Origin of the sequence: Rhizobium sp. P28RR-XV, assembly GCF_012641385.1 — a bacterium.
Lineage (GTDB): Bacteria > Pseudomonadota > Alphaproteobacteria > Rhizobiales > Rhizobiaceae > Rhizobium.
Window position 1 is genome coordinate 206,006 of sequence record NZ_JABAIG010000010.1, and the last position, 25,996, is coordinate 232,001.

At 59.9% G+C, this 25,996-nt stretch carries 20 protein-coding genes and 1 tRNA gene; 12 read left to right on the top strand and 9 right to left on the bottom strand.

The features are described 5' to 3' along the window. The first annotated feature begins 4 nt into the window (after positions 1 to 4). Positions 5 to 1,408, top strand: coding sequence for a chromate efflux transporter (chrA, locus tag HGP12_RS22145; protein WP_168842065.1), 1,404 nt, complete (start codon positions 5 to 7; stop codon positions 1,406 to 1,408). Positions 1,409 to 1,469: 61 nt separating this feature from the next. Here the strand turns inward: chrA and HGP12_RS22150 are convergent, their stop codons facing one another. Next, positions 1,470 to 1,868, bottom strand: coding sequence for a PilZ domain-containing protein (locus HGP12_RS22150; RefSeq protein ID WP_168842066.1), 399 nt, complete (start codon positions 1,866 to 1,868; stop codon positions 1,470 to 1,472). 309 nt (positions 1,869 to 2,177) lie between these two features. Here HGP12_RS22150 and HGP12_RS22155 point away from each other — a divergent pair, with 309 nt between their 5' ends. Then, a complete protein-coding gene (locus tag HGP12_RS22155; protein ID WP_168842067.1) occupies positions 2,178 to 2,615 on the top strand; it encodes a glyoxalase superfamily protein in 438 nt (145 codons plus the stop codon). 65 nt (positions 2,616 to 2,680) lie between these two features. Next, a complete protein-coding gene (locus HGP12_RS22160; protein WP_168842068.1) occupies positions 2,681 to 4,048 on the top strand; it encodes an MATE family efflux transporter in 1,368 nt (455 codons plus the stop codon). Between the two features lie 59 nt (positions 4,049 to 4,107). Here HGP12_RS22160 and iolB read toward each other — a convergent pair whose 3' ends face one another. From iolB to HGP12_RS22185, 5 genes are all read right to left on the bottom strand, one after another. After that, the gene (iolB, locus tag HGP12_RS22165; RefSeq protein WP_168842069.1) at positions 4,108 to 4,905 is read right to left on the bottom strand and encodes a 5-deoxy-glucuronate isomerase; all 798 of its coding nucleotides are present in this window, start codon (positions 4,903 to 4,905) and stop codon (positions 4,108 to 4,110) included. Between the two features lie 70 nt (positions 4,906 to 4,975). Beyond that, entirely contained in the window at positions 4,976 to 5,893 is a 918-nt protein-coding gene (gene iolE, locus HGP12_RS22170; RefSeq protein ID WP_168842070.1) for a myo-inosose-2 dehydratase, read from the bottom strand. A 67-nt stretch (positions 5,894 to 5,960) separates the two neighbouring features. Beyond that, positions 5,961 to 7,811 carry a 3D-(3,5/4)-trihydroxycyclohexane-1,2-dione acylhydrolase (decyclizing) gene (gene iolD / locus HGP12_RS22175; protein ID WP_168842071.1) on the bottom strand — a complete coding sequence of 617 codons (1,851 nt, stop codon included), beginning with the start codon at positions 7,809 to 7,811 and terminating at the stop codon, positions 5,961 to 5,963. Positions 7,812 to 7,933: 122 nt separating this feature from the next. After that, positions 7,934 to 9,865 (bottom strand): bifunctional 5-dehydro-2-deoxygluconokinase/5-dehydro-2-deoxyphosphogluconate aldolase, encoded by a 1,932-nt coding sequence (iolC, locus tag HGP12_RS22180; protein WP_168842072.1) that lies wholly within the window; start codon positions 9,863 to 9,865, stop codon positions 7,934 to 7,936. A gap of 187 nt (positions 9,866 to 10,052) precedes the next feature. Next, positions 10,053 to 10,925, bottom strand: a complete 873-nt coding sequence (locus HGP12_RS22185) for a MurR/RpiR family transcriptional regulator (protein WP_168842073.1) — start codon at positions 10,923 to 10,925, stop codon at positions 10,053 to 10,055. Positions 10,926 to 11,157: 232 nt separating this feature from the next. On the opposite strand from HGP12_RS22185, the gene HGP12_RS22190 reads away from it, so the two are divergent. The 5 genes from HGP12_RS22190 (at position 11,158) to HGP12_RS22210 (ending at position 17,054) form a co-directional block, all read left to right on the top strand. Next, positions 11,158 to 12,276 carry a Gfo/Idh/MocA family protein gene (locus tag HGP12_RS22190; protein WP_168842074.1) on the top strand — a complete coding sequence of 373 codons (1,119 nt, stop codon included), beginning with the start codon at positions 11,158 to 11,160 and terminating at the stop codon, positions 12,274 to 12,276. Positions 12,277 to 12,415: 139 nt separating this feature from the next. Next, the gene (locus HGP12_RS22195; protein WP_168842075.1) at positions 12,416 to 13,633 is read left to right on the top strand and encodes an NAD(P)/FAD-dependent oxidoreductase; all 1,218 of its coding nucleotides are present in this window, start codon (positions 12,416 to 12,418) and stop codon (positions 13,631 to 13,633) included. A 130-nt stretch (positions 13,634 to 13,763) separates the two neighbouring features. Next, positions 13,764 to 13,853: transfer RNA gene (locus HGP12_RS22200), tRNA-Ser, on the top strand. Between the two features lie 625 nt (positions 13,854 to 14,478). Then, positions 14,479 to 15,540: a porin gene (locus HGP12_RS22205; RefSeq protein ID WP_168842076.1), complete on the top strand. Its 1,062-nt coding sequence runs from the start codon at positions 14,479 to 14,481 to the stop codon at positions 15,538 to 15,540. A gap of 446 nt (positions 15,541 to 15,986) precedes the next feature. Beyond that, complete coding sequence (locus HGP12_RS22210) at positions 15,987 to 17,054, top strand: porin (protein ID WP_168842077.1); 1,068 nt, start codon at positions 15,987 to 15,989, stop codon at positions 17,052 to 17,054. 122 nt (positions 17,055 to 17,176) lie between these two features. Here HGP12_RS22210 and HGP12_RS22215 read toward each other — a convergent pair whose 3' ends face one another. Together HGP12_RS22215 and HGP12_RS22220 are read right to left on the bottom strand one after the other, a co-directional pair. After that, positions 17,177 to 18,061, bottom strand: coding sequence for an alpha/beta fold hydrolase (locus HGP12_RS22215; protein ID WP_168842078.1), 885 nt, complete (start codon positions 18,059 to 18,061; stop codon positions 17,177 to 17,179). A 75-nt stretch (positions 18,062 to 18,136) separates the two neighbouring features. After that, entirely contained in the window at positions 18,137 to 20,188 is a 2,052-nt protein-coding gene (locus HGP12_RS22220) for a lytic transglycosylase domain-containing protein (RefSeq protein ID WP_168842079.1), read from the bottom strand. 217 nt (positions 20,189 to 20,405) lie between these two features. On the opposite strand from HGP12_RS22220, the gene dapA reads away from it, so the two are divergent. Both dapA and smpB read left to right on the top strand, forming a co-directional pair. Further along, entirely contained in the window at positions 20,406 to 21,290 is an 885-nt protein-coding gene (gene dapA / locus HGP12_RS22225; RefSeq protein WP_168842080.1) for a 4-hydroxy-tetrahydrodipicolinate synthase, read from the top strand. A 134-nt stretch (positions 21,291 to 21,424) separates the two neighbouring features. Further along, on the top strand, positions 21,425 to 21,904 hold the full coding sequence (gene smpB, locus HGP12_RS22230) for an SsrA-binding protein SmpB (protein WP_168842081.1): 480 nt from the start codon (positions 21,425 to 21,427) through the stop codon (positions 21,902 to 21,904). Positions 21,905 to 22,179: 275 nt separating this feature from the next. Here smpB and HGP12_RS22235 read toward each other — a convergent pair whose 3' ends face one another. Continuing rightward, the gene (locus tag HGP12_RS22235; RefSeq protein ID WP_168842082.1) at positions 22,180 to 22,764 is read right to left on the bottom strand and encodes an NYN domain-containing protein; all 585 of its coding nucleotides are present in this window, start codon (positions 22,762 to 22,764) and stop codon (positions 22,180 to 22,182) included. A 311-nt stretch (positions 22,765 to 23,075) separates the two neighbouring features. On the opposite strand from HGP12_RS22235, the gene rpoZ reads away from it, so the two are divergent. Together rpoZ and HGP12_RS22245 are read left to right on the top strand one after the other, a co-directional pair. Continuing rightward, positions 23,076 to 23,474, top strand: coding sequence for a DNA-directed RNA polymerase subunit omega (rpoZ, locus tag HGP12_RS22240; protein ID WP_069616142.1), 399 nt, complete (start codon positions 23,076 to 23,078; stop codon positions 23,472 to 23,474). A 100-nt stretch (positions 23,475 to 23,574) separates the two neighbouring features. Continuing rightward, the gene (locus tag HGP12_RS22245; protein ID WP_168842083.1) at positions 23,575 to 25,806 is read left to right on the top strand and encodes a bifunctional (p)ppGpp synthetase/guanosine-3',5'-bis(diphosphate) 3'-pyrophosphohydrolase; all 2,232 of its coding nucleotides are present in this window, start codon (positions 23,575 to 23,577) and stop codon (positions 25,804 to 25,806) included. Positions 25,807 to 25,996 lie beyond the last annotated feature (190 nt).

Consider the following 25,996-nt stretch of genomic DNA (forward strand, 5'->3'; position numbering starts at 1 on the left):
TGAGATGACGGAGTTCGTCAAAGAAGGCAGCGCTCCGGCGAGTGCGACTTCGCACGGCGTTTCCCTTGCGGAGGCGACCAAGGTCTGGGCGAGAGTGGCGGCGCTGAGCTTCGGCGGTCCCGCCGGGCAAATAGCCGTCATGCACCGCATCGTCGTCGACGAGAAGCGCTGGATCGGCGAACACAGGTTTCTCCACGCTTTGAGCTACTGCATGCTTCTGCCGGGGCCGGAGGCACACCAGCTCGCGATCTATATCGGCTGGCTAATGCACCGGACGGTTGGTGGCCTTATTGCCGGGGTTTTCTTTGTGCTTCCGGGTTTCGTCTCGATCCTGGTGCTGAGTTACATCTATGCAGCTTTCGGCAACGTCACCTTCATCGAGGGACTCTTCTTCGGCCTGAAGGCGGCGGTACTCGCCGTCGTTCTACAGGCCGTCTTCCGTATTGGAAGCCGAGCATTGAAGAACGGCGTGATGTTGGCAATTGCCGGCATTGCCTTCGTCGCGATCTTCTTCTTCCGGGTTCCGTTCCCGCTGATCATTCTTGCAGCCGCCCTTGTCGGATTTCTCGCCGGACGGTCCGGATCAGCATTGTTCAAGCTTGGCGGCGGGCACAAGGCAGGTGCGGGCGCGGCTCTCGACGACAAGGATTCGCTGCTGGGGGAGGGAACGCCTTTTCATGCGCATCCGAACCTCACATGGTCCATGAAGATTTCAGCCATATTGGTAGCGCTTTGGCTTCTTCCGGTGGCGACCCTGCTGATCACCCTCGGCGCGGATAACGTGTTCTCAAGGATCGCGGTGTTCTTCAGCCAGATGGCGGTTGTCACGTTCGGCGGAGCTTATGCCGTCCTTGCCTATGTGGCTCAGGAAGCAGTTCAGAATTTCGGTTGGCTGAAGCCTGGCGAGATGCTGGACGGCCTCGGCATGGCGGAGACCACACCAGGCCCGCTGATCATGGTCGTGCAGTTCGTCGGCTTCATGGCGGCATTTCGCGAGCCTGGCGCGCTCAATCCGATGACCGCGGCAACATTCGCAGCGATACTAACCACTTGGGTGACGTTCCTGCCCAGTTTTGTCTGGATATTCCTTGGCGCACCGTTCATCGAAAAAATGCGTGGCAATCTCGCCTTGACGGGCGCGATGTCGGCGATCACGGCCGCGGTCGTGGGGGTCATTCTCAATCTTGCGATCTGGTTGGCACTCCACGTACTCTTCCGTCAGGTCGATGAGCACGTCTTCGGTCCGCTGGTCGTCGAAGTGCCCGAATTCTTCTCCATCGACACGGCATCCCTTGTTCTCACGGTCGCCGCAGTCATCTTGTTGCTCAGGGCGAAGATATCCGTGGTTCCGACGCTCGGCCTGTGTGCATTGGGCGGAATTCTATGGACTCTTGGATCGACGATCTAGGTTCTAATATCCGCTTAAAGTCGAATGCAGCCATCGGCGGCATTCTCAGGTCTTGCAGAATTTATACCGATTGCCTCTTGCCACGCGCAGCCAGCGCTTCGGCATTGCCGATCATGAAATCGGCGCGCACGACGCGGCGCAGCGTTTCCGGTTCGATCAGGTTGATGAAGCGGACATGGACGCGGTTTTCGTTGCGGCTCACCTCGGCGCAGGCGATGCGGTAGGCGAGACCGAGAATGTTCAGATAGTAGTGGCTCGGCAGCCCGACGGTCGTGGCGACGGTAAAGCTGGCGCCGCCGCGCGAGATGTCGGTGATCTCAGCGCTGCGCACGGAAATGCCGGTCAGACAGGGACGAACCGCCACGAGACGCGCCGGCCTCTGAACGTAGAAACGTTCCCAGCTTCGTTCGTAGACCTCGGATTTGACTTTCGCCAGATGGGTTGCGCGAAGCATTGTCATTCCCTGTTGAAGAACAGACCGAATTCATCTCGGTTACGACACGAACCTTGCACGGAGATTTTGCGGAAGCGTCAATTCCATTGGTAGAATTTTAACGGGTTCGTCTTTTGTCTCGATTTGAACGCATCTTGACAGCAAATCCCGCTTCGATCATACGGATTGACGGTTCGAGGCGCCTGCCGCTCGCGGATGAAAATCCAAGGTGAAGTCCTCGCAATTTTGGTCACAGCCATATAGGGCATGCTGACTGACGGTAATGCGAGCCCCGTTTCACGGTCGTAATTGCGTGCCTTAGCAAAGGCTGATCCTATGACGACGACTTATCCGTCCATAGATGAATTGAAAGCTCAGGCCCGACGTCTGCGTCAGGCCATGGCCGAGCGCGGCAACGACATGAGCCACAGCACGGCGCTGGAACTCATCGCCAAGCAGCATGGGCTGCGCGACTGGAACACGCTGTCGGCGCTTGCGGCAAAACCGAATGACGGGCCGGATGCGCCCTTCGATGTCGGCTCCGCCATTCGCGGGCGCTATCTGAACAAGCCCTTCACGGGGAAGGTTCTGGCGATGTCGGCGAAATCTGGCGGGCTCTACAAGATCACTATCCATTTCGACGAACCGGTCGATGTGGTGGAGTTCGAGAGCTTCTCGGCATTCCGCCAGCGCATCAACGCCCAGGTCGATGCCGACGGCATTTCGCCGCGCAAGACATCGAACGGCGTGCCCCATCTGGTTCTCGACATCTGATATTCATCTTTCATCGACAGGCCGCTATCTCCGCCGATAGCGAGCATTCCCGTTCGGATTCCCCCATGACGCACAGTACTGAAACCAATATGTTCCTCACCGGCTGGCTGCCTGGCGTCTTTGCCAAAACCGCCGCGCCGATCATCGTCATCACCACGGTCAACGGCCTCTTTGCCGTCGTCGACGCCTATTTCCTTGGCGTCTATGTCGGGGCTGGCGCGCTGTCCGCGGTCAGCCTCATTTTTCCCGCGCTCATGCTGCTGATCGCGCTGCAGACGCTGGTTTCGAACGGCATGGCGAGCATTCTCGCGCGCCGCCTCGGTGCCGGAAATCGCGACGCCGCGAAGTCCGTGTTTACCAGCGCCCATACGCTGGCGCTTGCCGTCGTGGTGGCGATCAACCTCGTCTACTGGCTCGCAGGCCGGCAGTTCATTGCCGTGGTAGCGGCGGGAAACGCCGATGTTGCCCGCAGCGCCGAGGCCTTCATGGGCGTCATGGTCGCCTTCGCGCCGATCAGCTTCTTTCTTTCGATCCATCTCGACGGGCTGCGTTGCGAAGGAAAGCTCGGCTTCATGACGCTGGTGACGCTTGCCTCGACGCTGCTCAACATCCTGGCAAACTGGCTGCTGATGGCCGTTGCGCACTGGGGCGTGGTCGGCTCCGCCGGCGGCTCGATCATGGCGCAATTCATCTGCCTGGCGATCGTCGTAGGCTATCGCCTGCGTCGCCCCGGCGCGCTTTCGTTCGATATGAGGCCGCACATGCGCGAGTGGCGTGGCATCTTTGCCTTCGGCGCACCGATGAGCCTCGGCTTCATCGGCATTTCGCTGAGTTCGGCGGCGATCCTCTTCAACCTGTCGATCTGGCACGAAGGGGACTATGTCGCGACCGTCGGCGCCTATGGGATCGTCACTCGCGTGATGACCTTCGCCTATCTGCCGCTTCTGGGCCTCAGCATCGCGCTGCAGACCATTTCAGGCCATAATCACGGCGCCGCGCTTCCGGCGCGTGTCGGCCACAGCGTTGTCATCGCCATGATCTCGGCTCTGGTCTATTGCGCCGCCGTCGAGTTCATCGTCGAGCTGCTGGCGGAACACCTGGGGTCGATCTTCGTGGCCGATCCGGTGATCATCGAGGAAGTCGGTCGCATCCTGCCCTGGACGATCGGCGCCTACTTTCTCTTCGGCCAGGCAATCATCCTGTCATCCTATTTCCAGTCGATCGGTGACGCCAAGCGCGGCGCGATCTTCGGCCTGTCACGGCCCTATCTGTTCACCTTGCCGCTGACGTTCCTCTTGCCGCTCGTCTTCGGCGAGCGGGGAATCTGGATGACGCCGATCTTTGCGGAAGCGGGGATGATCCTGCTCACCTGGCTTGTACTGTCGCGCAACGCCAGGGATCGGAAGTGGCGCTATGGCCTGATGCCCGCGTGAAACGAGAAAGGCCGCGTTTTCGAGCGCGGCCTTTCCGTTTGAGCTTATGTCGGTGTCACTCAGGACTTGAGCAGCCATTCATGCTCGACGGCATTGTGGAATTTCCAGATGCGCTTCGGGCCGGCCATGACATTGAGATAGTAGAGATCGTAGCCGTGGCAGGCGGCGCAAGGGTGATACCCTTTCGGTACCAGCGTCACATCGCCATCCTCCAGCACCATGACTTCGTCCAGCGACCGGTCGTCGGTATAGACACGCTGGAAGCCGAAGCCCTGCGGCGGGTTTAGGCGATGATAATAGGTCTCCTCCAAGAAGCTTTCGTTCGGGAGATCATCCTGATCGTGCTTGTGGGGAGGATAGGAGGAGGTGTGCCCGCCCGGCGTGATCACCTCTACGACCAACAGCGAATGCGCCGCGCCATCGTCTTCCGGCATGATGTTGTTGACGTGGCGGACATTGGTGCCCTTGCCGCGCGTTAGCGCCGGATGCGTGCCCGGAGGAATGGCGCGGGCTTCATAGGAGCCGCCGCCCGGGGCCGAGCAGACGGCCAGTTCCAGATTGGTCTCGGCGGTCACCGACCAGTTCGAGCCGGCTGGAATATAGAGCGCGTGGGGGGCGCCCTCGAAGGGACTCATGCGCCCGCCGAGCGAGCCGAAATCCTTCGTACCCGCCTTGGCGCTTCCCTTGCCGCTGACCCATACGAGGCAAACCTCGCGACCACCGGTCTCGGCGGAGGCCGTTTCGCCCGGCTTCAGGCGATGGAGATCGAAGCCGACATAGGTCCAGCCGGCGCTTTCGGGCGTGACGTGAGTAACGCGGCCATGGGAGCCGTCAGGTTTGACCTTGAGATTTGGCATAGGTTCTTCCTCCATTGCTTGGAAAAACGTCCCTCGCCATCTTCCGATAGGCGAGGGCGCTCGTCTCTAGCTATCCCTTGGGAAAGCCTTCGGTTTCCACCGTGTAACCCGCTGCCGTCATGACGCGCATCAGTTCGGCATGGCCGACCTCGGCCATCTTCTGTGGCGGCGCCTTGCGCGGGTCCTGCTCGGCCTCGACCACGAACCAGCCTTCATAGCCGTAATCGGCGAAGCGCTTGACGATGGCGCCGAAATCGAGCGAGCCGTCGCCCGGCACCGTGAACGCACCAAGCGCGACGGCATCGAGAAAGGACTGCCTGCTGCGATCCAGCCCATCGACGACAGGCTTGCGGATATCCTTGACGTGGACATGGTTGATACGGGCATGGTGGTTGTCGATGGCGCGCAGAACGTCGCCACCGGCAAAGGCGAGATGGCCGGCATCGAGCAGCAGCGGAATGCCTTCGCCGGAATTGCGCATGAAGGCATCGAGTTCCGGCTCGGTTTCGACCACGGCTGCCATATGATGGTGATAGGAAAGCGGCATGCCCTGGTCTGCACACCATTCGCCGAACTCAGTGACGCGGCGGGCATAGGCCTTCATCTCGTCATCTGAAAGACGCGGCTTGGTGGCGAGTGGCTTGGAGCGGTCGCCCTGAATGGAGCGGCCGACTTCGCCATAGACGATGCAAGGCGCGCTGACGGCCTTGAACAGTTCGATCATCGGCGCGATGCGGTCCTTGTTGGCTGCCAGCTCCTCGTTGACGAGCGTGCCCGAGAACCAGCCGCCGCAAAGAGTCACATCGGCGGCGCGCAGGATCGGCAGCATTTCATCGGGGTTGCTGGGGAAGCGCCGGCCTTGTTCCATGCCGGTGAAGCCGGCGCCACGCGATTGCCGCAGGCATTCCTCGAGGGATACGTCGTCGCTAAGCTCAGGAAGATCGTCGTTCCACCAGGCGATGGGCGACATGCCGAGTTTGGCCTTCATCAATGGTCTCCTTGAAAAAGCTATTGGAGGAGCCGAAACGCTCCCCCAGAAATAGGACGGAAATCAATCAGCCGATGCGCTGGGCGGCGCGGGCCTTTTCATAGGCGGCGCGGGCCTTGTTGACCTCGGCGCGCGGGCTGACCTCGGGAACGGCGACATCCCACCAATGGCCGCCTTCGTCCGTTGTGATCAGCGGATCGGTGTCGATGACGATGACCGAGCTGCGGTCGTTCTTCTTCGATGCTTCGATGGTCTGTTCCAGCTCGGCGATGGAAGCGACCTTCACGGCAATCGCACCCATGCTGGCCGCATGCGCCCGGAAGTCGATCTCCGGCATCACTTCGAAGTGCGAGTCCTTCAAGAGGTTGTTGAAGTTCGCGCCGCCGGTCGCCATCTGCAGGCGGTTGATGCAGCCATAGCCGCGGTTGTCGAGCAGGACGATGGTGATCTTCAGGCCGAGCATGACAGAGGTCGCCAGTTCGGAATTCATCATCATATAGGAGCCGTCGCCGACCATGACGACGACATCCTTCTCCGGCCGCGCCATCTTGACGCCGAGGCCGCCGGCAATCTCATAGCCCATGCAGGAGAAGCCATATTCCATGTGGTAGCTGCCCGGTGCGGTCGCCGGCCAGAGCTTGTGCAACTCGCCGGGCAGGCCGCCGGCAGCGCAAACGAGAATGCTGTCCTTGCCGCCGAGCGTGCGGGTGACGGCGCCGATGACCTGGGCGTCGGAGGGCAGAGCGGCGTTCGTGGTTGCCATCGCCTTGGCGGCCGCCTCCATCCAGACCTGCTTTTCTCGCGTTGCCTTTTCGGCGAGCGATGCCGGCGCGCGCCAACCCGTCAGGCCGGCGGAAAGCGCCTTCAGCCCCTCGCGCGCATCCGTCACCAGAGGGTGACTATTGTGCTTGAGGGCGTCATAGGCCGCGATATTGAGGCCGATCATGGCCAGCTTTTCATTCTTGAACAGCGCCCAGGAGCCGGTGGTGAAATCCTGGCAGCGGGTTCCCACAGCGATCACCAGATCGGTCTCCTCGGCAATGGCATTGGCCGCCGATGTGCCCGTCACGCCGACAGAGCCGAGCGCGAGGGGATGCGTCTCGTCGATGGCCGATTTGCCGGCCTGCGTGACAACGACGGGAATACCATGAGCTTCGGCAAAAGCGACCAGTTCCTTCGTTGCCTGCGAATAGAGCACGCCGCCGCCGGCAAGAATGACCGGCTTTTCGGAGCGGCGGATCAATGCAATGGCATTGGCAAGTTCGTCTGCATCCGGCTGCGGACGGCGCGGCACCCAGACATGCTCCTCGAAGAAGCTTTCCGGATAATCGAAGGCTTCGGCCTGCACGTCCTGGCAGAGCGAAAGCGTCACCGGGCCGCAATCGAGCGGATCGGTCAGCACCTGCATGGCGCGCTTCAGCGCCGTCATGATCTGTTCGGGGCGGGTAATGCGGTCGAAATAGCGGGAGACCGGGCGGAAGGCATCGTTGGCGGAGACGGTACCGTCACCGAAATCCTCGATCTGCTGCAGCACCGGATCCGGCGCGCGGTTGGCGAAAACGTCGCCGGGCAGGAACAGGACGGGAATGCGGTTGACATGTGCTACGCCGGCCGCCGTCACCATGTTCAGCGCGCCGGGGCCGATGGACGTCGTGCAGGCCATGAAACGCTGACGGAAGCTTGCCTTGGCATAGGCGACGGCGGCATGGGCCATGCCCTGCTCATTGTGAGCGCGGAAGGTCGGCAGCTCCTCGCGCACCTGATAGAGCGCCTCGCCCATGCCGGCGACGTTGCCGTGGCCGAAGATCGCCCAGACGCCGCCGAAGATCGGCTGCTTCTGTCCATCGATGATGGTCATCTGCTTCTTGAGGAAATGCGCGACGGCCTGTGCCATCGTCAATCGGATCGTCTTGCCCATCGGGCGCCTCCCAAATGCTAGAGCAATTCCAGGAAAAGTGCGTAGCGGTTTTCCGTCCGGAATTGCGAAAAAAGATATAGAGCGGTTCAGAGCTTCTGTGAAAACTGAACCGCTCTGGAATTTCACAGACCGCGGGTTTTGAGCCACGCTTGTGTCAATTGCCGGAAACGGCCGGCCATGTCGGCAATCGCTTCCTCGTCGTTCATGCCGCCCGATAGCCATGCGCGGGCCGCATCGGAGAAGATGGTCCGCCCGACGGCGAAACCCTTGACCGAGGGCGCGGCCAGCGTCGCCTCGAAGCTTCGGATCAATTCCTCCGCCGGAGCCTCCAGTCCAAGCAGCACGATACCACGGCACCATGGATCATTTTTGGCGATCACGGCATCGATTTTTTTCCAGGCGGCGGTCGATTCCTGCGGTTCCAGCTTCCACCAGTCCGGCTTGATCCCGAGCGCGTAGAGCTCTTCCATCGCCGTCGGGATCGTGTCGTCGGTCAGCGGCCCGTTCTTGCCGGCGATGATTTCGACGAGAAGCTCGCGGCCGACCTTGCGTGCGGCTTCGAATAGGGTGCGCAACTTCTCCTGCTGCTCCGCCTTCAGCTCCTTCGGATCGTCCGGATGATAGAAGCACAGGCATTTGATGCAATGATGAAGCGGCCATTCCACGAGCTGTGAGCCGATGTCCTGGCTGAACTCGAATTTCAGCGGCTTCGATCCCGGCAGCTCGACCGGTCGTCCGATCCACGAGAAATTCTTGGTCGCGGCATCGAAGAAGGCGTCGCGCCCGAAGCGTTCGTCGATCAGCATGCCATAGCCTGAGCGGCCGCCGGCCACCCGCCCCGCCGCCTCGACGGCAAGCCGCTTGAAGGCGACGATCCTGTCGTGGCCGACGCCCAGTTCATCGGCGACGCCGACGAGCTGCGACCGGTGGTCGATGGCGAGCGCCATCAGCAACGGGATGTCGCCGCGCCGGGTCGTCGCCCAATGAATGTGGTTGATCGCCTCGTCCTTGCGCAGTGCCCGGTGCTTGCTGCCTGTCTTCAGGAAGAAGTCGAGCTCGGTCCAGGTCGGATATTCCGGCGAGCAGAGCAGGCGGGAAACGGCAAAGGCGCCGCAGGCATTTGCCCAGGTGGCGCAGGTCTTCAGCGGTTCGCCGCGCAGATAGCCGCGCAGGAAGCCGGACATGAACGCATCGCCCGCGCCGAGAACATTGAACACTTCGATCGGGAAGCCCTGGCCGACAATGCCGGCTTCGAGATCGTCGGCGATCGGGCCGTCATAGACGATGCAGCCCATGGCGCCGCGCTTGAGCACAATGGTCGCCGGAGAGAGGCGGCGGATTTCCTTGAGCGCGCCGAGCACGTTGTCGACGCCCGAGCCGATCATGATCTCCTCTTCCGTGCCGATGATCAGATCGCAATCCGGCAGCGTCTCCCTCATCTTCGAGGAAACGCGATCCGACTTCACATAGCGCTCGAAGCCCTCGGCATGGCCGGCAAGACCCCATAGATTTGGCCGGTAGTCGATGTCGAAGATCACCTTGCGGCCGGCAGCCTTGGCGATGCGGATCGCCTTGCGTTGCGCCGCTTCGGTATTCGGCTTGGAAAAATGCGTGCCGGAAACCAGGACCGCCTTGGAGGACTTGATGAAATTTTCGTCGATATCGTCTTCGTTCAGCGCCATGTCGGCGCAGTCGGACCGGTAGAAGATCATCGGCGAGACGCCCTCCGCCTCGACTGCCAACAGCACGAGTGCCGTCAGGCGCTCCTTGTCTGTTGCGATCCCATCGACGGCCACACCTTCGCGCGCCGCCTGTTCGCGGATGAAGCGACCCATCTGCTCGTCGCCGACGCGGGTGATGAGGCCGGATTTCAGCCCCAACCGCGCCGTGCCGATGGCGATATTGGCGGGGCAGCCGCCGACCGATTTGGCGAAGGAGGCGATGTCCTCAAGGCGCGAGCCGATCTGCTGGCCGTAAAGATCGACAGAGGAACGGCCGATGGTGATCACATCGAGTTTTGCTTCCGGCTGAGCGCCAGGATTGTCGTGTGCCATGATGTCCTCCCGTCGGGGGCATGACCTCTTTCGCTCTATAGCCTGCAGCCTGCGCCGAGATCATGCGTTATTGAAAGTGCCGGTGTTCGTTTCGTCCCGGTTGCGATGGATCGGGCGACCATCTCCCGTGGCCGTGATCTTGGTCGTAGTGAAACATTGGTTCCGAGATTTTGTCAATTCGGAATGTTTATTCCATTTTCGTTTTATCGGATTTTATTGCGCCTTTTCGCCGGCGTTCGGCAATGGCGACCGGAAAGGCCATGATCAGCGCCATCGATGCCGATAACGAGCGGAAGCCGGCAAAATCGGACTCGGCCACTTCGAACCAATGGGTCGCGCAGGCGGTGAGCGGGGAAAAGGCCGAATCGGTGATGGCGATGACGGGCACATTGCGTGCCGCGAGATCCTGGGCCTGCGCCAGACTGTCGGCGGCGTATGGCGAAAAGCTCGCGGCGATCGCTGCGTCCTTCTCCGTAGCAAAACGGGCAATCTCGCCGTCGATGCCGTTGGGTGAGGCGACGATCTGGTGGCGGATGTTCAGCTTGGAAAAGGCATAGGTCATATGTGCCGTCAGCGGATAGGAGCGGCGCTTGGCGATGAGATAGATCGTCTCGGCCGCGGCTAGGACATCCACTGCCTTGGCGAAACGGTCCGTCTCGATGGTTGCGGCGAGCTTGTTGATGGACTGGCTTGCGGCGGACAGGAAGCCGGAGAGAATGCCGGCCTCCTCGTCCTGAATGCCGGAGCGTTCCAGCGTCACCAGCCGTTCTTCGTAGCTTAGGGTGCGATCGCGCAGTCTTTCGCGAAAGATGCTCTGCAGGTCGGAGAAACCCTCGTAGCCGAGGTGATGAGCAAGTCGTACCAGCGTGGAAGGTTGAACCTCGGCGGCAGCGGCAATGCTGGCCGTCGTGCCGAAGGCGACTTCGTCGGGATTGCCAAGCGCGAAGGCGGCGACCTGCGCGAGACGCTTCGGCATGGCGTTCTTGCGCTCGATGATGATGCTGCGCAGGCTTTCGAAGTCGCGCGGAACCCTCGTCGGGGCCTCGATATTATTGTCCATGCGCCGTCCTCAAGCTCCCCCAACACCGACAATGAAACAAATATTCCATATTTGTAACGATACCGGATTTTGATTCGTTCGGCACGAAATATTTTAAGTACATGCTTTTAAATGGATAAATATGGGTCTAACACTCTGGCGAGAGTTTCGAGCCTATGATCACGCTTGTCAAAACGGTCTAAATATTCCAAAAATCCCTCGACTTCGGGAGCAGTTTGAGGAGGAAGGCCAAATGAAGCCGTTGGGCGTTGGATTGATCGGGACCGGCTATATGGGCAAATGCCATGCACTGGCATGGAATGCGGTGAAAACCGTGTTCGGCGATGTCGCGCGGCCGCGCCTGGTGCATCTGGCCGAGGCCAATGCCGATCTGGCAAGGGCGAGGGGCGATGAATTCGGCTTCGAAATGGCAACCGCGGACTGGCGAGACCTCATTGCGGACCCGGACGTCGACGTCGTCTCCGTCACGACGCCCAATCAGTTCCACCCGGAAATGGCGATCGCGGCGCTTGAAGCCGGCAAGCATGTCTGGTGCGAAAAGCCAATGGCGCCGTCCTACGGCGATGCCGAGCGCATGCTGGCCGCGGCCAAGACCTCCGGCAAGGTCGCCATCCTGGGCTACAATTATATCCAGAACCCGGTGATGCGGCACATCAGGTCGTTGATCGCGGAGGGGGCGATCGGCGCAGTCAATCACGTCCGCGTCGAAATGGACGAGGATTTCATGGCCGATCCGAACGGCCTTTTCTACTGGAAGAGCGAGCTTGCCTCCGGCTACGGCGCTCTCGACGATTTTGCGGTGCATCCGCTTTCGCTGCTTTGGTTCCTGTTCGGCCATGTGGAGGCCGTCATTACCGATATGATGAAGCCCTATGCCGAGCGGCCGCTGAAGGATGGCGGCAGCCGCGCCGTCGAAAATCATGATCTTGCGAATGTGCTGATTCGGCTTGGCGGCGGCATTTCCGCCGTTCTCATGGCCAATCGCTCGGCCTGGGGCCGCAAGGGGCGGATAGCCCTGCAGATCTTCGGCTCCAAGGGTTCGATCTCCTACGATCAGGAACGCATGAACGAATTCGAGATCTATCAGGCCGAGGGCAGGGATAGCGAGCAGGGCTTCCGCAAGGTGCTGGCCGCACCCGCCCACAAGCCTTATGACCGCTTCATCCCGGCACCCGGACACGGCCTCGGCTTCAATGATCTGAAGATCATCGAATGCCGCGAGCTGATCCGCGCCATATCAGGCGAGGCTGCGTCGGTCGTGGCTTTCAAAGATGGTCTTCGCATCGAGAAATCGGTGCATGCCATGGCGCAATCCTTCCACGAGCGGTGCTGGGTGGAAATCGAGAGCTGAGCATTTGGCCTAATTTTCTCCCGATCCGGGGTGCAGGGTCAGCTATGATTGACGCTTGCGGATGCAGGCGTTACCCCTGAAGTCCATAGGCATCCCCGTGTTGCACGGAGGATCGCTATAATAACATGGAGTGCGGATCGTGACGGGCAGATTGGTCATAGTCGGGGCCGGGCAGGCGGGTTTCGCGCTCGCGGCCAAATTGCGAGGACTGGGTGATTCGAGGCCGATCACCATCGTTGGCGCCGAGGAAAACCTTCCCTACCAGCGGCCGCCACTGACCAAGAAGTACCTGCTCGGCGAGATGATCTTCGATCGCCTGCTGTTCCGGCCCGAACATTGGTATGCCGACAACAATGTCGATATCCGCGTGTCGACCTGGGTCGAGCAGATCGATCGCGCTGCAAAGCAGATCATCATGCAGGACGGATCGAGACTGGATTACGAGATATTGGCACTGGCAACGGGCGCGACGCCGCGCCACCTGCCGCCATCCGTTGGCGGTGCGCTGGAGGGCGTCTATCTCGCTCGTGATAAGCGCGATGCCGACCTCCTTGCCGGCGAGATGCGCCCCGGACGCCGGGTGCTTATCATCGGCGGCGGATATATCGGGCTCGAAGCGGCCGCGGTCGCACGCCATCGCGGCCTCGAAGTGACCCTCATCGAGATGGGCGACAGGATCCTGCAGCGTGTCGCCGCCAAGGAAACGGCCGATATTTTCCGGGCCATTCATCAGAAGCATGATGTTGTCATTCGCGAGAAGACCGGATTGAAGCAGCTTGTCGGCCGCAATGGCCATGTTGCTGCCGCGGAACTTTCCGACGGCTCGACGATCGATGTCGATTTCGTCGTCGTCGGTATCGGCGTCGCCCCGAATGACAGGCTGGCCAAGGAGGCTGGTCTCGAGGTTGGCAACGGCATCGTCGTCGATTCGTTTGCCCGCACCTCCGACCCCTATATCTTCGCCATGGGCGATTGCGTCGAGCTGCCGTGGGAGGACGGGCGAATCCGCCTCGAATCGGTGCAGAACGCGGTCGACCAGGCGGAGGCCGCCGCCGAAATCATCGCCGGCGGCGACAAAGCCTATGATCCGAAACCTTGGTTCTGGTCGGATCAATATGACGTCAAGCTGCAGATTGCCGGTTTCAACCTGGGTTACGACGAGACGCTTCTGCGCCCCGGCACTCGCGAGGGTGCGGCTTCGATATGGTATTTCAAGCAGGGCCGCTTCATCGCCGTCGATGCGATAAACGATGCAAAGGCTTATGTGACGGGCAAAAAGCTCCTGGAAGGCGGCGCCAATCCGTCCAAGGCGATCCTTGCAGACCCGGCGGCCGATTTGAAGCAGCTATTGGCCTGATATGAGTTTTCAAGTCGGACGGACCGCCTTCCGGCCGACAACCGGCTGTTGCCGAATCTCGGAAAAGAACGCAGCCGAAGGCGAAAAAGCGCTTGCGTCGATAAATGAATGGCCCTATCAGGGCCGCACCGGAGAGGTGGCCGAGTGGTCGAAGGCGCTCCCCTGCTAAGGGAGTATACCAGAAATGGTATCGTGGGTTCGAATCCCATCTTCTCCGCCATTTCCCAAATATCAAGCAGTGATCGCCGTTAGTCCCGCAAATGGGCCGCTTCCCCCCTGGAGTACGGAGCGTTCCTTGATTCGGTCGCCGATATCCGGCCTCTGGCCCGGAGCCTCTCCGGACTATTGCAGGTGCCGCGCCGCCCGGCTGCGAATCGAACGGTGAGAATCGTTTGAGCGCCTGCTTCGATTTGGGACGGCTGCAAGCAAGGCTTGTCCACCGCACTACCGGAAGTCGTCGCCTGAAATGGCGCAGATGACTTGCCTGTTGTCGTGGAGATCCCGAAATCGCCGCGGATTGGCCATTTTGCTGCCCGTTTGCATATCGCGGGCCTCTTTAATCATGTGCCGCCTAAGTACCCGTAGATTAAAGGATTTCTTAACGAAGTCTAAATCTATGTGGCGGCCGTGTTGCCAACTTGTGTCCTTTCGGCAACAGGACTTGCGGAAGGTTCACGCAAATCCCCCTTTCGGAGAAGATGTCGATTGCGTGACAGAGCACGTCTTGTATTTTCACTCTCGGAAGCGAGGGCGATTGATCGTCCACTTCTTGAAACGCGAGAATGGGACAGGGAATACCTTCGGGTAGCTCTCATTCTCGACATAAACTTTGACTGGAGGTCAATATGAACATCAAGAGCCTTCTTCTCGGCTCCGCTGCTGCACTCGTAGCAGTTTCCGGTGCTCACGCGGCTGACGCTATCGTCGCTGCTGAGCCGGAGCCGCTCGAATACGTCCGCATCTGCGACGCTTACGGTGCTGGTTACTTCTTCATCCCGGGCACGGAAACCTGCCTCAAGATCGGCGGTAAGGTTCGTACCGAAGGCAAGTGGTACGATGCCTACAATCCCGATGCACGCGATGGTACGATCTGGCACACTCGTGCTGAGTTGAACGTCAACACCGCGACCGACACCGAATACGGTCCGCTGAAGACGGAAACCATCATCCGTTGGGACTGGAACGACGGCAACGCAACGTCCACCAACCTGCTCTGGGCTTACATCAGCCTCGGTGGCTTCACGGTTGGTAAGACGGACTCGCAGTTCAACCAGTTCACCGGTTATGCCGGCGACGTCATCAACGACGACGTGGTCTATGACGGCCCGTACGAACTGAACCAGATCACCTACAACTACGACGCTGGCAACGGCTTCACGGCTGTGATCTCGCTCGAAGACAGCAACTCCGGTTCGGGTGCTACGGGCTCCAACGGCGAAGACAGCTCCGATCACTACGCTCCTGACGTTGTCGCAGGTGTTGGCTACAAGGCCGGCGCATGGGGCTTCAAGGTCGTCGGCGGCTACGACTCGATCGTTGAAGAAGGCGCTGTCAAGGCTCGCGTTGACGCCGACTTCGGCGCATTCTCGGCCTTCTTGATGGGCGGCTGGAACACCGACGGCGACAAGCTCAACAAGTACGCTGGCGCTGGCGGCGGTGGCTCTGCCTCCGGCATCGGCTGGGGCGACTGGGCTGTCTGGGGCGGCGTTGGCGTTCCGATCAACGAAAAGCTGAAGTGGAACCTGCAGCTCGCCTACACCGACTCGAAGATCTTCGCCGCTACCACGAACGTCAAGTGGAACCCGGTCAAGAACCTGCTCATCGAGCCGGAAGTCTCCTACACCAACTGGGACTCCATCAATCAGGACCAGTGGGCTGGTATCCTGCGCTTCGAGCGTAACTTCTAATCTGATTTGACCTCGGTCTATCCGATTTTCACTTCGGTGAAGGAAAAGCCCGGCCATTGGCCGGGCTTTTTCGTGTTTGCAAGTATTAGCAAACCAGAATGCTATATCCATTACCGCCATGCAGCCGTCGTTAAATACAGCTCTCTAAATTCGGCGAATTTTTTAGCTGAGCCAGAGTAGAATTCGGCTTTTGATGCGTCTGCGATATGACAGTTTTGCGACGTGATTTTTGTGCAACGCACACTTTGAAACGCCCGTCACAATTGCTGATAGTTTATCTCTGATATTGCTCTGAAAAAAACGATCTGTAGGTTCCAGATCGGAAGCAAGACTTACTGTCTTGGTTCTCCCAGATCAGGGGTCAACTTTTAAAACTAGGTGGGTAGGGCGCGTCGATTTTTCGGCGTGATTTCTCATACCTAATTGATATTGAAACTGGAGTTACTATGAACATCAAGAGCCTTCTTCTCGGCTCCGCTGCTGCGCTGGCAGCAGTTTCCGGTGCTCATGCGGCCGACGCCATCGTCGCTGCTGAGCCGGAGCCGCTCGAATACGTCCGCATCTGCGACGCTTACGGTGCTGGCTACTTCTTCATTCCAGGCACTGAAACCTGCCTCAAGATCGGCGGCCGCGTCCGTACGGAAGGTGGCTGGTACAACGCTTACAAGGCTGGCCAGGACGCAGGTGCACGTGGTACCTACTGGCATACCCGCGCTGAACTCTCTCTCGACACCGCCACCGACACCGAATACGGTCCATTGAAGACCAATACCGTTGCTCGTTGGGACTGGAATGACGGCAATGCGACAACGACGAAGCTGCTTTGGGCCAACATCAGCCTGGGTGGTTTCCTCGTCGGTAAGGCTGATTCGGTCTACTCGACCTTCCTCGGCTATGCCGGCGACGTCATCAACGACGACGTGATCGAATACGGTATCAATGGTACCGACGAACTGAACCAGATCACCTACAAATATGATGCCGGCAACGGCTTCACGGCTGTGATCTCGGTGGAAGATTCCAACTCCGGCGCTGGCGCTACTGGTGCAAACGGCGAAGACAGCTCCGACCACTACGCTCCGGACGTTGTCGCCGGTGCTGGCTACAAGGCCGGCGCCTGGCAGTTCCGCGTCGTCGGTGGCTACGACTCCATCGTTGAAGAAGGCGCCGTCAAGGCTCGCGTCGACGCCGACTTCGGCGTTCTCACCGCTTTCGTCATGGGCGGCTGGAACACCGATGGCGACAAGCTCAACAAGTATGCCGGTGCCGGCGGTGCTGGTCTCGGCTGGGGTGACTGGGCTGTCTGGGGCGGCGTTGGCGTTCCGATCAACGAAAAGCTGAAGTGGAACCTGCAGCTTTCCTACGACGACGTGAAGACTTTCGCCGCGACGACGAACGTCAAGTTCAACCCGGTCAAGGACCTGTTGATCGAGCCGGAATTGACCTACGTCAACTACGACGCCGTGAACAAGGATACCTGGGCTGGTATCCTCCGCTTCCAGCGCACTTTCTAATTCGGTTCGCCGAATCGAATTTGACAGATCTTCCGATCAGACCTCCGATCGGAAGAGGGAAGGCCCGGTCTCCCACCGGGCCTTCTTGTTTCGTATAGAGTCCAACGATTTGAGGCTCGTCCTCAAAGCCCTGAGATGAAATCCCGGATCGCGTCCGGAATATCGCCGAAATGCAGGATTGGGGCATGCCCTTGTCCATTGGCGATCTTGACGATGGTGCCTGGATGGCGTCTTGCCATCTCATCGGTCGTGGATTGCGCAAGCAGCTTCGAATTCTCGCCGCGAATCACCATCAGCGGAATGTCCTGAAATCCTTGGAATTGCGTCCACAGGTCGGGAATCGGCGCTTCCAGGTCGAGTGCCTGCATCTGGGCAGCGATGGCGGGGTCGTAATCGGCAGCGGGTTTGCCATCGACGGAGGCGTAGATCGCTCGCGCCATGTCCTGCCAGTCCTCTTCGCCAAGCGCGGTAAAGGCATTGCCATGGTTCTCCCGCAGGATTTCGGTCGCCTCGCTCCAATTGGCGGGTTTCTTGTCACGGTTGAGATAGTCGCGAATATCCGCCAGCCCGATCTTCTCCAGGATGGGACCGATATCGTTGAAGATGACCGCTTTCAGGATATCCGGCCGGTTGGCCGCAAGCATATGCAGGACCAGGCCACCGCGCGACGTGCCGACGAAGATAGCTTGCCGAAGATCGAGGGCAGCGCAAACCGCCAGCACGTCCTGCGCTTCGACGACGAGATTGTAGTGGGATTTGTCGGGATCCCGTTCGGACAGGCCGCGTCCGCGAGCGTCGAGTGTGATCACCCTGTGTGGAGCGAGGGAATCCTGCGAGAGAAGCAGCGCCAATTGATGAAAGTCGCGTGAATTGCGTGTCAGCCCCGGCAGGCAGAAGACGGGCGGCCGGTTTCGTGTCGCGCCGGCATAATCCCGCACATGAAGCTTCAGGCCGTCCCCGGCCGGTATCGTTCTGGCAAGGAAACCGCTTTCATCGTCGCTGCGCATGCATCATCCCTCGTGCTTCGGACATTGCGAGGGATGTAACGGCATTTCTCCGACACGCACAACTGCGGTTCTCGGCTAACCGCGGCCGTTGACCAGATCCTGCACGATGTCGGCCTTTTGTCCGAGCCGCGCCTTGTAGACCTGGTAGTTTTCCATGACCCGCTGGACATAGTTCCGGGTCTCGGGGAAGGGGATGCGCTCGATCCAGTCGACCACGTCGTCGAGCGACTTGCCGCGTGGGTCGCCGTAGCGGCTGATCCATTCCGGCACCTTGTTCGGTCCGGCATTGTAGGCGATGAAGGTAAGAATGTAGGATCCGCCGAACGTATCGATCTGCTCGCCGAGGTAATGAGCGCCGAGTGTGGCGTTGTAGCCGGCATCCTGTGTCAGCTTGTCGGCGGAGTAGGCCATTCCGTGCCGGCCGGCAACCGCCTTTGCCGTCTTCGGCAGCAGCTGCAGCAGGCCCCGCGCATTGGCGGAGGAAACCGCAGCCGGATTGAAGGCGCTTTCCTGGCGGGCAATGGCGTAGGCGAGCGCCTTGCCGGAGCCGGAGATATTGGCATTGTCCGGAATGACGCCGATCGGGAAGGCCAGTGCCGCCACGTCGACGCCACGCCCATAAGCAATCTTGCCGATCTGCAGCGAAAGCTGGTGGTTACCGGAGCGCTCGGCTCGAGCCGCCAGCAGGGCGATTTCGCCGGGGCTTTCCAATTGTTTTGCCATGGCGCGATAGAGCGCCTCTCCACGCCAGCCATGCCCTGCCGCCTCGAGCTGCGAGATCGCCTGCACCGCTTCGCGCTCCTGGAAGCGTTGGCGGTCGGCAGCCGAGGGGCAGGGATAGCTGACGTTCAGCGTGCGGCGGCCGAGCTTCTCGGCGGCAAGCTGTCCATAGAACGTGCTCGGATAGGAGGCCGCCTTCGCATAGAAATCGGCTGACTTACCCGGGCCGCCCGCTTCGGCTGCGCGGCCGAGCCAATACCAGGCGCGCGATTGCGAGATCGGCCCGTTCGAGACCAGCAGGATCTTGCGGAAATGGCTTGCCGCGCTTGCGCCGTCCTGCAGACCGCGCAGAGCGTACCAGCCGGCATGGAATTCGGCTTCGCCGACATCCTGCGGGCTTTCCGCGACGCTGGCGTCGACAACGCGATAGGCTGCTTTGAATTCACCCTGGTCCACCAGGCCGCGGCTGACGATACGCTGCTCGTTCCACCATTGGCCGGGGCTGACGAGCACGCCGCGGTCACGCGGCATTTGCGCCAGAAGATTGGCCGCGTCGTCGTATTTGTTTTGGCGGCGTAGGCTTTCGATGCGCATGAAGAGATAGGCGGGATCCTTGCGCCATTGCGCGTCGACGGCTGCTATCAGCGCGTCGGCGTTCGGCGAGCGGTTATTGACCGCGGCCCAGGCCTTGTAGAGCGATTGCGCCTTGCCGAGATCGCCGAAACGTTTGGCCTGCGCAGTCTGGTCACGGTAAAGCAGATAGTCCATGCGCGCATTGTGATCGGCGGGAGACAGCAGGCTCGGGAATTCGGCGAGGATCTTGTCCTCGAGAGATTTGTCGAGCGGCTCGTCGCGCCAGATCTTGCGGATCAGCTTGCCGGCTTGAGCGGATGAGCCGCGCGCCATCAGCGCGCGTGAAAGGATGATGGCGCCTTCCACGGTTTCCGGCTGCGAGTTGCCGAAGGCGGCGAGAACCTGATCCGTCGCCGGATTTTCGTCGTAGAGCGCGCGCTCGGAATTGGCGCGCAGGCTGCCGAGCCCCGGCCATCCCACGAGTTCGCGAGCGGCGGTGGCAATCTCGCCCGAGGGAATGCCCGGCTGGCCCGACGTGGCAATCGCCCAGGTCAGGATATGACGATCAAGCGTGCCGTCGCCCATGCTGTTGCGAATGGCCAGCGCCTGCATCGGATTCTTGTTGGAAAGCGCGTCCAGGCCCGCCTTCAGATCTCCGCTCACCGGTGCGATGGCGCCGCTGCGCGGGATCGCGGCTGTGCTTATCGGATCCGTCGCCATGGCGAGATCGGTGCTGGCGCGTGTAGATGCCTGTTGGCCGGGAAGCTGCGAGGCAACGGCGCCCCAGGCCGCCGCCAAGCCCACAGCGGTCCAGATCATGACTGGTCTCTTCATCCGGCTACTCACAAAACAAACGGTCCCATTCCATTTGCCAAATGCTATATTAACGAAACCTTACCGGTGGTCCGAATTTCAATCAATTATGATATCGGAAACTGCCCTCTACCATCCAAAGCGTGCTTGTCGCGGTCAAGCCGGCGCTTTATGGTGCGCGGATTCATAACCATGGATTGCGGCCGAAGCATGAATGCCGCGCCGCTAGGAGACTTGCATGTTCCAGGGATCCATTCCCGCACTCGTTACGCCCTTTACTGACGCCGGCAAGGTGGATGAGGCGTCCTTCGCCTCGCATGTCGACTGGCAGATAAAAGAGGGTAGCAAGGGTTTGGTGCCCGTGGGCACGACGGGGGAATCGCCGACCCTGTCGCATGACGAGCACAAGCGGGTCGTCGAGCTTTGCATCGAAGTCGCCAATAAGCGCGTTCCGGTCATGGCGGGAGCGGGTTCGAACAATACCCGCGAGGCGATCGAGCTTGCGCAGCATGCCGAAAACGTCGGTGCCGACGCGGTTCTGGTCGTTACGCCCTACTACAACAAGCCGACGCAGAAGGGGCTTTACGCGCATTTCGCCGCCGTTGCCGAGGTGGTTAAGCTGCCGATCTATATCTATAATATTCCGGGCCGCTCGGTCGTCGACATGACGCCGGAGACGATGGGGGCGCTTGCGAAGACCTACGGCAATATCGTCGGCGTGAAGGATGCGACGGGCAAGATCGAGCGCGTCTCCGAGCAGCGCATCAGCTGTGGCCGCGATTTCCGCCAGCTTTCCGGCGAGGATGCCACGGCGCTCGGCTTCAACGCCCATGGCGGCATCGGTTGCATTTCCGTGACCGCCAATGTCGCGCCGCGCCTGTGTGCCGAATTTCAGGCAGCCACGCTTGCCGGGGACTATGCCAAGGCTCTCGAATATCAGGATCGCCTGATGCCTTTGCACAAGGCGATCTTCCTCGAGCCCGGTCTCTGCGGCGCCAAATATGGTCTTTCACGCCTTGGTCGCATGAGCCGCAACGTCCGTTCGCCGCTTTTGTCGACCTTGGAACCGGGCACGGAGGCTGCTATCGATGCGGCCATGCGCCACGCCGGCCTTCTGAACTGACCCATAGCAAGCATCGGCGAAACTCTCTGCAAGGCCGCTCTCTTCACAAGGGGGGCGGTCTCGCTTATTTAGGGTGCAGGAACTTGGCGCGCCGAAGGCTGCCGCCGGAATGATACAAGAAAAGAAGAACAATCATGGCCCCCAAAGGCAGCCAACGTGTAGTGAACAAGGTCGTCGCGGAAAACCGCAAGGCCCGTTTTAACTACGAGATCATCGATACCTATGAGGCAGGGCTCGTGCTGATGGGCACGGAGGTCAAGTCGTTGCGCGAAGGCAAGGCCAACATTGCTGAATCCTATGCTTCGGATGAAGGCAACGAGATCTGGCTAATCAACTCGTATCTGCCGGAGTATCTACAGGCGAACCGCTTTAATCACGAGCCGCGCCGCCGCCGCAAGCTCCTGCTTTCGAGCCGCGAAATCGGCCGGCTGCGCTCCGCCATCAATCGCGAGGGCATGACGCTGGTGCCGTTGAAGATCTATTTCAACGACCGAGGCCGCGCCAAGCTGGAATTGGCTCTCGCCAAGGGTAAGAAGCTGCATGACAAGCGCGAGTCCGAGAAGGAGCGCGATTGGAACAGGCAGAAGAGCCGTCTGCTCAAGGACAATCGGTGAGGGTGAGGGTGAGGAGCGATCGGGCAAAGCCCGAGCAATCGATCCAGTGAATCGATTGCAGCGACGAACGCCCTGAGCCTCAGCGAAGGGCCGGTGGCCGCGGCAAGCGCGCAACTACCCTCGGCGACTATACTGCGGATTGCAGCGACGAATGCCTCTTCGGCAGGCTCAGGATGCCTCAGCGAAGGGCCGGCGGCCGCGTCAAACACGAAACGCTTCCGCCGCGCACGCAATTACCCTTCGGCAAGCATCGAACGCATCTGACGCAGTGCCAATTACTCTTCGACATCCGTCGAGGCGGGCGCCGGTTCGACGGGACGTTGTGGGCGCTCCGAAGCCTCGCGGCCGATCTCTGCCTTCAGCGATACGAGATCGATGAAATGGTCGGCCTGCCGGCGCAGATCGTCAGCGATCATCGGCGGCTGGGTTGCCATGGTCGAGATGACCGACACCTTGCGGCCACGGCGCTGCAGGGCCTCCACGAGGTTCGTGAAGTCGCCGTCGCCGGAAAAGATCACCAGGTGATCGACGGTTTCGGATTGCTCCATGGCGTCGATCGCCAGTTCGATATCCATGTTGCCCTTGATCTTGCGGCGACCCATGGAGTCCGTGAATTCCTTGGCCGGCTTAGTGACGACCTTGTAGCCGTTATAATCGAGCCAATCGATCAGCGGGCGGATCGAGGAGTATTCCTGATCTTCGATAAGAGCGGTGTAATAATAGGCGCGCAGGAGATATCCGCGTTTCTGAAAAGCTTTTAGGAGCTTGCGGTAGTCAATATCGAAACCGAGGCTCTTGGATGCAGCGTAGAGATTGGCGCCATCTATAAAGAGTGCAATTTTTTCGCGTGGGTCAAACATCGCTTACATATCCGCTGTTATAAAAACGTAATGATTTCATTCAAAGTTCAGCTAAAACAATCCGTTGCAAAGCGTTGAAGAATAATTCGTAGTACTTTATGAATTATTCATATAACCGAGATGTAGGGCACGAAATGTGATATTCCAAGCAATCGCAGGTAGAAATCGCCGTTTGTCTAGGGTAATTTTAGCACTTTCCCAGGGAGTGCGAAGGCGCTCAAACAGGAAAAACTTGAATTTGCCATCGTTTGCTTGTATCGGCGTGCTACTCCGAGACATGATGACGACATCACGACCGCAAAGGACAGGCAATGGCCCGTGTCACAGTAGAAGATTGCATTGATAAAGTAGAGAACCGGTTCGAGCTCGTGCTGCTCGCCAGCCATCGCGCCCGCCTGATTTCGCAGGGCTCCTCGATCACGATCGACCGTGACAACGACAAGAACCCGGTTGTTGCGCTGCGCGAAATCGCCGACGAGACGCTGTCGCCTGATGATCTCAAGGAAGATCTCATCCATTCGCTGCAGAAGCATGTGGAAGTGGATGAGCCCGAGCCCGATCCGGCAAGCCTGCTCGCAGCCGGCGCCTCCGCCTCCAGCGACGAGGAAGAAGATCTGCCGGAGACCGTTACGTTCGACCAGATGTCGGAAGAAGAACTTCTGGCCGGTATCGAAGGTCTGGTTCCGCCGGAAAAAAGCGACGATTACTGATCGTCGAGCTTGATGCTCCGGGCAGGAGCGATATGATGGGGAAATGCGTGCGCCGGTCATATGACTGGCGCGCTTTTGTTTTTGCGGGAGTAGCCTCGGAATGATGCGGCAATACGAGCTTGTCGAGCGCGTGCAGAAATACAAGCCCGATGCCAACGAAGCTCTTCTCAACAAGGCCTATGTTTATGCAATGCAGAAGCATGGCCAGCAGAAACGTGCCAGCGGCGATCCCTATATTTCCCATCCTCTCGAAGTTGCTGCCATCCTGACCGATATGCGTCTGGATGAATCGACCATCGCGGTCGCTCTCCTCCACGACACGATCGAGGACACGACGGCGACACGGGCCGAGATCGACGAACTGTTCGGCGAAGATATCGGCCGGCTGGTCGAAGGCCTCACCAAGATCAAGAAGCTCGATCTCGTCACCAAGAAGGCGAAGCAGGCTGAAAACCTGCGCAAGCTGCTGCTCGCCATTTCCGATGACGTGCGCGTGCTGCTGGTCAAGCTTGCCGATCGGCTGCACAATATGCGCACGCTTGATCATATGTCGCCGGAAAAGCGCGCCCGCATTTCCGAGGAGACGATGGAAATCTATGCGCCGCTCGCCGGCCGCATGGGCATGCAGGACATGCGCGAGGAGCTGGAAGAGCTTTCCTTCCGCCACATCAATCCGGAGGCGAACGACACCGTCACCAAGCGCCTCGAGGAGCTGTCGCGGCGCAATGAAGGCCTGGTCAAGAAGATCGAGACCGAGCTGCGCGATCTGCTTGTTGCCAACGGCCTTGCCAATGCCATGGTCAAGGGCCGGCTGAAGAAGCCCTATTCGGTCTTCCGCAAGATGCAGTCGAAGTCGCTCTCCTTCGAGCAGCTTTCCGATATTTATGGCTTCCGTCTTCTCGTCGACGACATTCCATCCTGCTACCGTGCGCTCGGCATCGTGCACACCCGCTGGCGCGTCGTTCCCGGACGGTTCAAGGACTATATCTCGACGCCGAAGCAGAATGACTACCGCTCGCTGCACACGACGATCGTCGGCCCCTCCAGCCAGCGCATCGAGCTGCAGATCCGCACGAAGCGCATGCACGAGATCGCCGAATTCGGCATCGCCGCCCACACGCTCTATAAGGACGGTACGAATAGCAATGGCAATGGTGCGGATGGGGAGCTGCTGTCCCGCGAAAGCAATGCTTATTCCTGGCTGCGCCATACCATCGAGGCTCTGGCCGAAGGCGACAGCCCGGAAGAGTTCCTCGAGCACACGAAGCTCGAGCTGTTCCAGGATCAGGTCTTCTGCTTTACGCCGAAGGGCAAGCTGATCGCTCTGCCGCGTGGCGCAACGCCGATCGATTTTGCCTATGCCGTTCATACCAATATCGGCGACACGACCGTCGGCGCCAAGATCAACGGCCGCATCATGCCGCTGGTGACGCGGCTGAACAATGGCGACGAAGTCGAGATCATCCGGTCCGGTGTGCAGGTGCCGCCGGCCGCCTGGGAAGAGATCGTCGTCACGGGCAAGGCGCGCGCCGCCATTCGCCGCGCGACCCGGCTTGCCATTCGCAAGCAATATGCTGGCCTTGGCCACCGTATCCTGGAGCGCACCTTCGAGCGCGCCGGCAAGGTCTTCTCGCGTGATGCCCTGAAGCCGGCCCTGCATCGCCTCGGTCAGAAGGATGTCGAGGATGCGATCGCCGCCGTCGGGCGGGGGGAGATGTCGTCGCTGGATGTCCTGCGTGCCGTTTATCCCGATCATCAGGATGAGCGCGTGACCGTGAAGCCCGCCGGCGACGAAGGTTGGTTCAACGTCCGCAGCGCCTCGGGCATGATCTTCAAGATCCCCGGCAAGACCAAGGCCGATCTGGCTGACGGCACCGATGCCGAGGCGCCGCCGATCCGTGGCCTGGCAGCCAATGTCGAGGTGCATTTCGCCCCGACCGGCGCCGTTCCCGGCGATCGCATCGTCGGCATCATGGAAAAGGGCAAGGGCATCACCATATATCCGATCCAGTCGCCCGTCCTGCAGCGCTTCGATGATGAGCCGGAACGCTGGATCGACGTACGCTGGGATCTGGACGAGGCCAACAAGTCCCGCTTTGCGGCACGGATCATGATCAACGCGCTGAACGAGCCGGGCACTTTGGCCAAGGTGGCGCAGACCGTCGCCGATGTCGATGTCAATATTCGCGTGCTCAATACCGTTCGCGTCGCCGCCGATTTCACCGAAATGGCGCTCGATGTGGAAGTCTGGGATCTGCGCCAGCTCAACCAGCTTCTGGTGCAGCTCAAGGAGCTCGACTGTATTGCCACGGTAAAGCGTCTTTACGAGTGAGATCTGTCCGGCGCTATCTTCGATCCAAGGCAGACTGCATATTTTGTGATCATTTTATGACGAAATTCGAGCACCTTTCCGGATAGATATGCGCTTAGCGCATGGCTGCGTCTATTTTAGAGCGGTGGTAATTCACCTTGATCGCGCTTATCTTCTATTCATCGAAGAAACGAAACAGAGATGAGAGAAG

Excerpts from the sequence above, each read along its gene's own strand:
- smpB (WP_168842081.1), top strand. The coding sequence starts at position 21,425 with ATGGCCCCCAAAGGCAGCCAACGTGTAGTGAACAAGGTCGTCGCGGAA.
- rpoZ (WP_069616142.1), top strand. The coding sequence starts at position 23,076 with ATGGCCCGTGTCACAGTAGAAGATTGCATTGATAAAGTAGAGAACCGG.
- iolB (WP_168842069.1), bottom strand. The coding sequence starts at position 4,905 with ATGCCAAATCTCAAGGTCAAACCTGACGGCTCCCATGGCCGCGTTACT.
- iolC (WP_168842072.1), bottom strand. The coding sequence starts at position 9,865 with ATGGCACACGACAATCCTGGCGCTCAGCCGGAAGCAAAACTCGATGTG.
- HGP12_RS22220 (WP_168842079.1), bottom strand. The coding sequence starts at position 20,188 with ATGAAGAGACCAGTCATGATCTGGACCGCTGTGGGCTTGGCGGCGGCC.
- HGP12_RS22245 (WP_168842083.1), top strand. The coding sequence starts at position 23,575 with ATGATGCGGCAATACGAGCTTGTCGAGCGCGTGCAGAAATACAAGCCC.
- HGP12_RS22210 (WP_168842077.1), top strand. The coding sequence starts at position 15,987 with ATGAACATCAAGAGCCTTCTTCTCGGCTCCGCTGCTGCGCTGGCAGCA.
- HGP12_RS22160 (WP_168842068.1), top strand. The coding sequence starts at position 2,681 with ATGACGCACAGTACTGAAACCAATATGTTCCTCACCGGCTGGCTGCCT.
- dapA (WP_168842080.1), top strand. The coding sequence starts at position 20,406 with ATGTTCCAGGGATCCATTCCCGCACTCGTTACGCCCTTTACTGACGCC.
- HGP12_RS22185 (WP_168842073.1), bottom strand. The coding sequence starts at position 10,925 with ATGGACAATAATATCGAGGCCCCGACGAGGGTTCCGCGCGACTTCGAA.
- HGP12_RS22235 (WP_168842082.1), bottom strand. The coding sequence starts at position 22,764 with ATGTTTGACCCACGCGAAAAAATTGCACTCTTTATAGATGGCGCCAAT.
- HGP12_RS22215 (WP_168842078.1), bottom strand. The coding sequence starts at position 18,061 with ATGCGCAGCGACGATGAAAGCGGTTTCCTTGCCAGAACGATACCGGCC.
- HGP12_RS22190 (WP_168842074.1), top strand. The coding sequence starts at position 11,158 with ATGAAGCCGTTGGGCGTTGGATTGATCGGGACCGGCTATATGGGCAAA.
- iolD (WP_168842071.1), bottom strand. The coding sequence starts at position 7,811 with ATGGGCAAGACGATCCGATTGACGATGGCACAGGCCGTCGCGCATTTC.
- HGP12_RS22150 (WP_168842066.1), bottom strand. The coding sequence starts at position 1,868 with ATGACAATGCTTCGCGCAACCCATCTGGCGAAAGTCAAATCCGAGGTC.
- HGP12_RS22155 (WP_168842067.1), top strand. The coding sequence starts at position 2,178 with ATGACGACGACTTATCCGTCCATAGATGAATTGAAAGCTCAGGCCCGA.
- HGP12_RS22205 (WP_168842076.1), top strand. The coding sequence starts at position 14,479 with ATGAACATCAAGAGCCTTCTTCTCGGCTCCGCTGCTGCACTCGTAGCA.
- iolE (WP_168842070.1), bottom strand. The coding sequence starts at position 5,893 with ATGAAGGCCAAACTCGGCATGTCGCCCATCGCCTGGTGGAACGACGAT.
- chrA (WP_168842065.1), top strand. The coding sequence starts at position 5 with ATGACGGAGTTCGTCAAAGAAGGCAGCGCTCCGGCGAGTGCGACTTCG.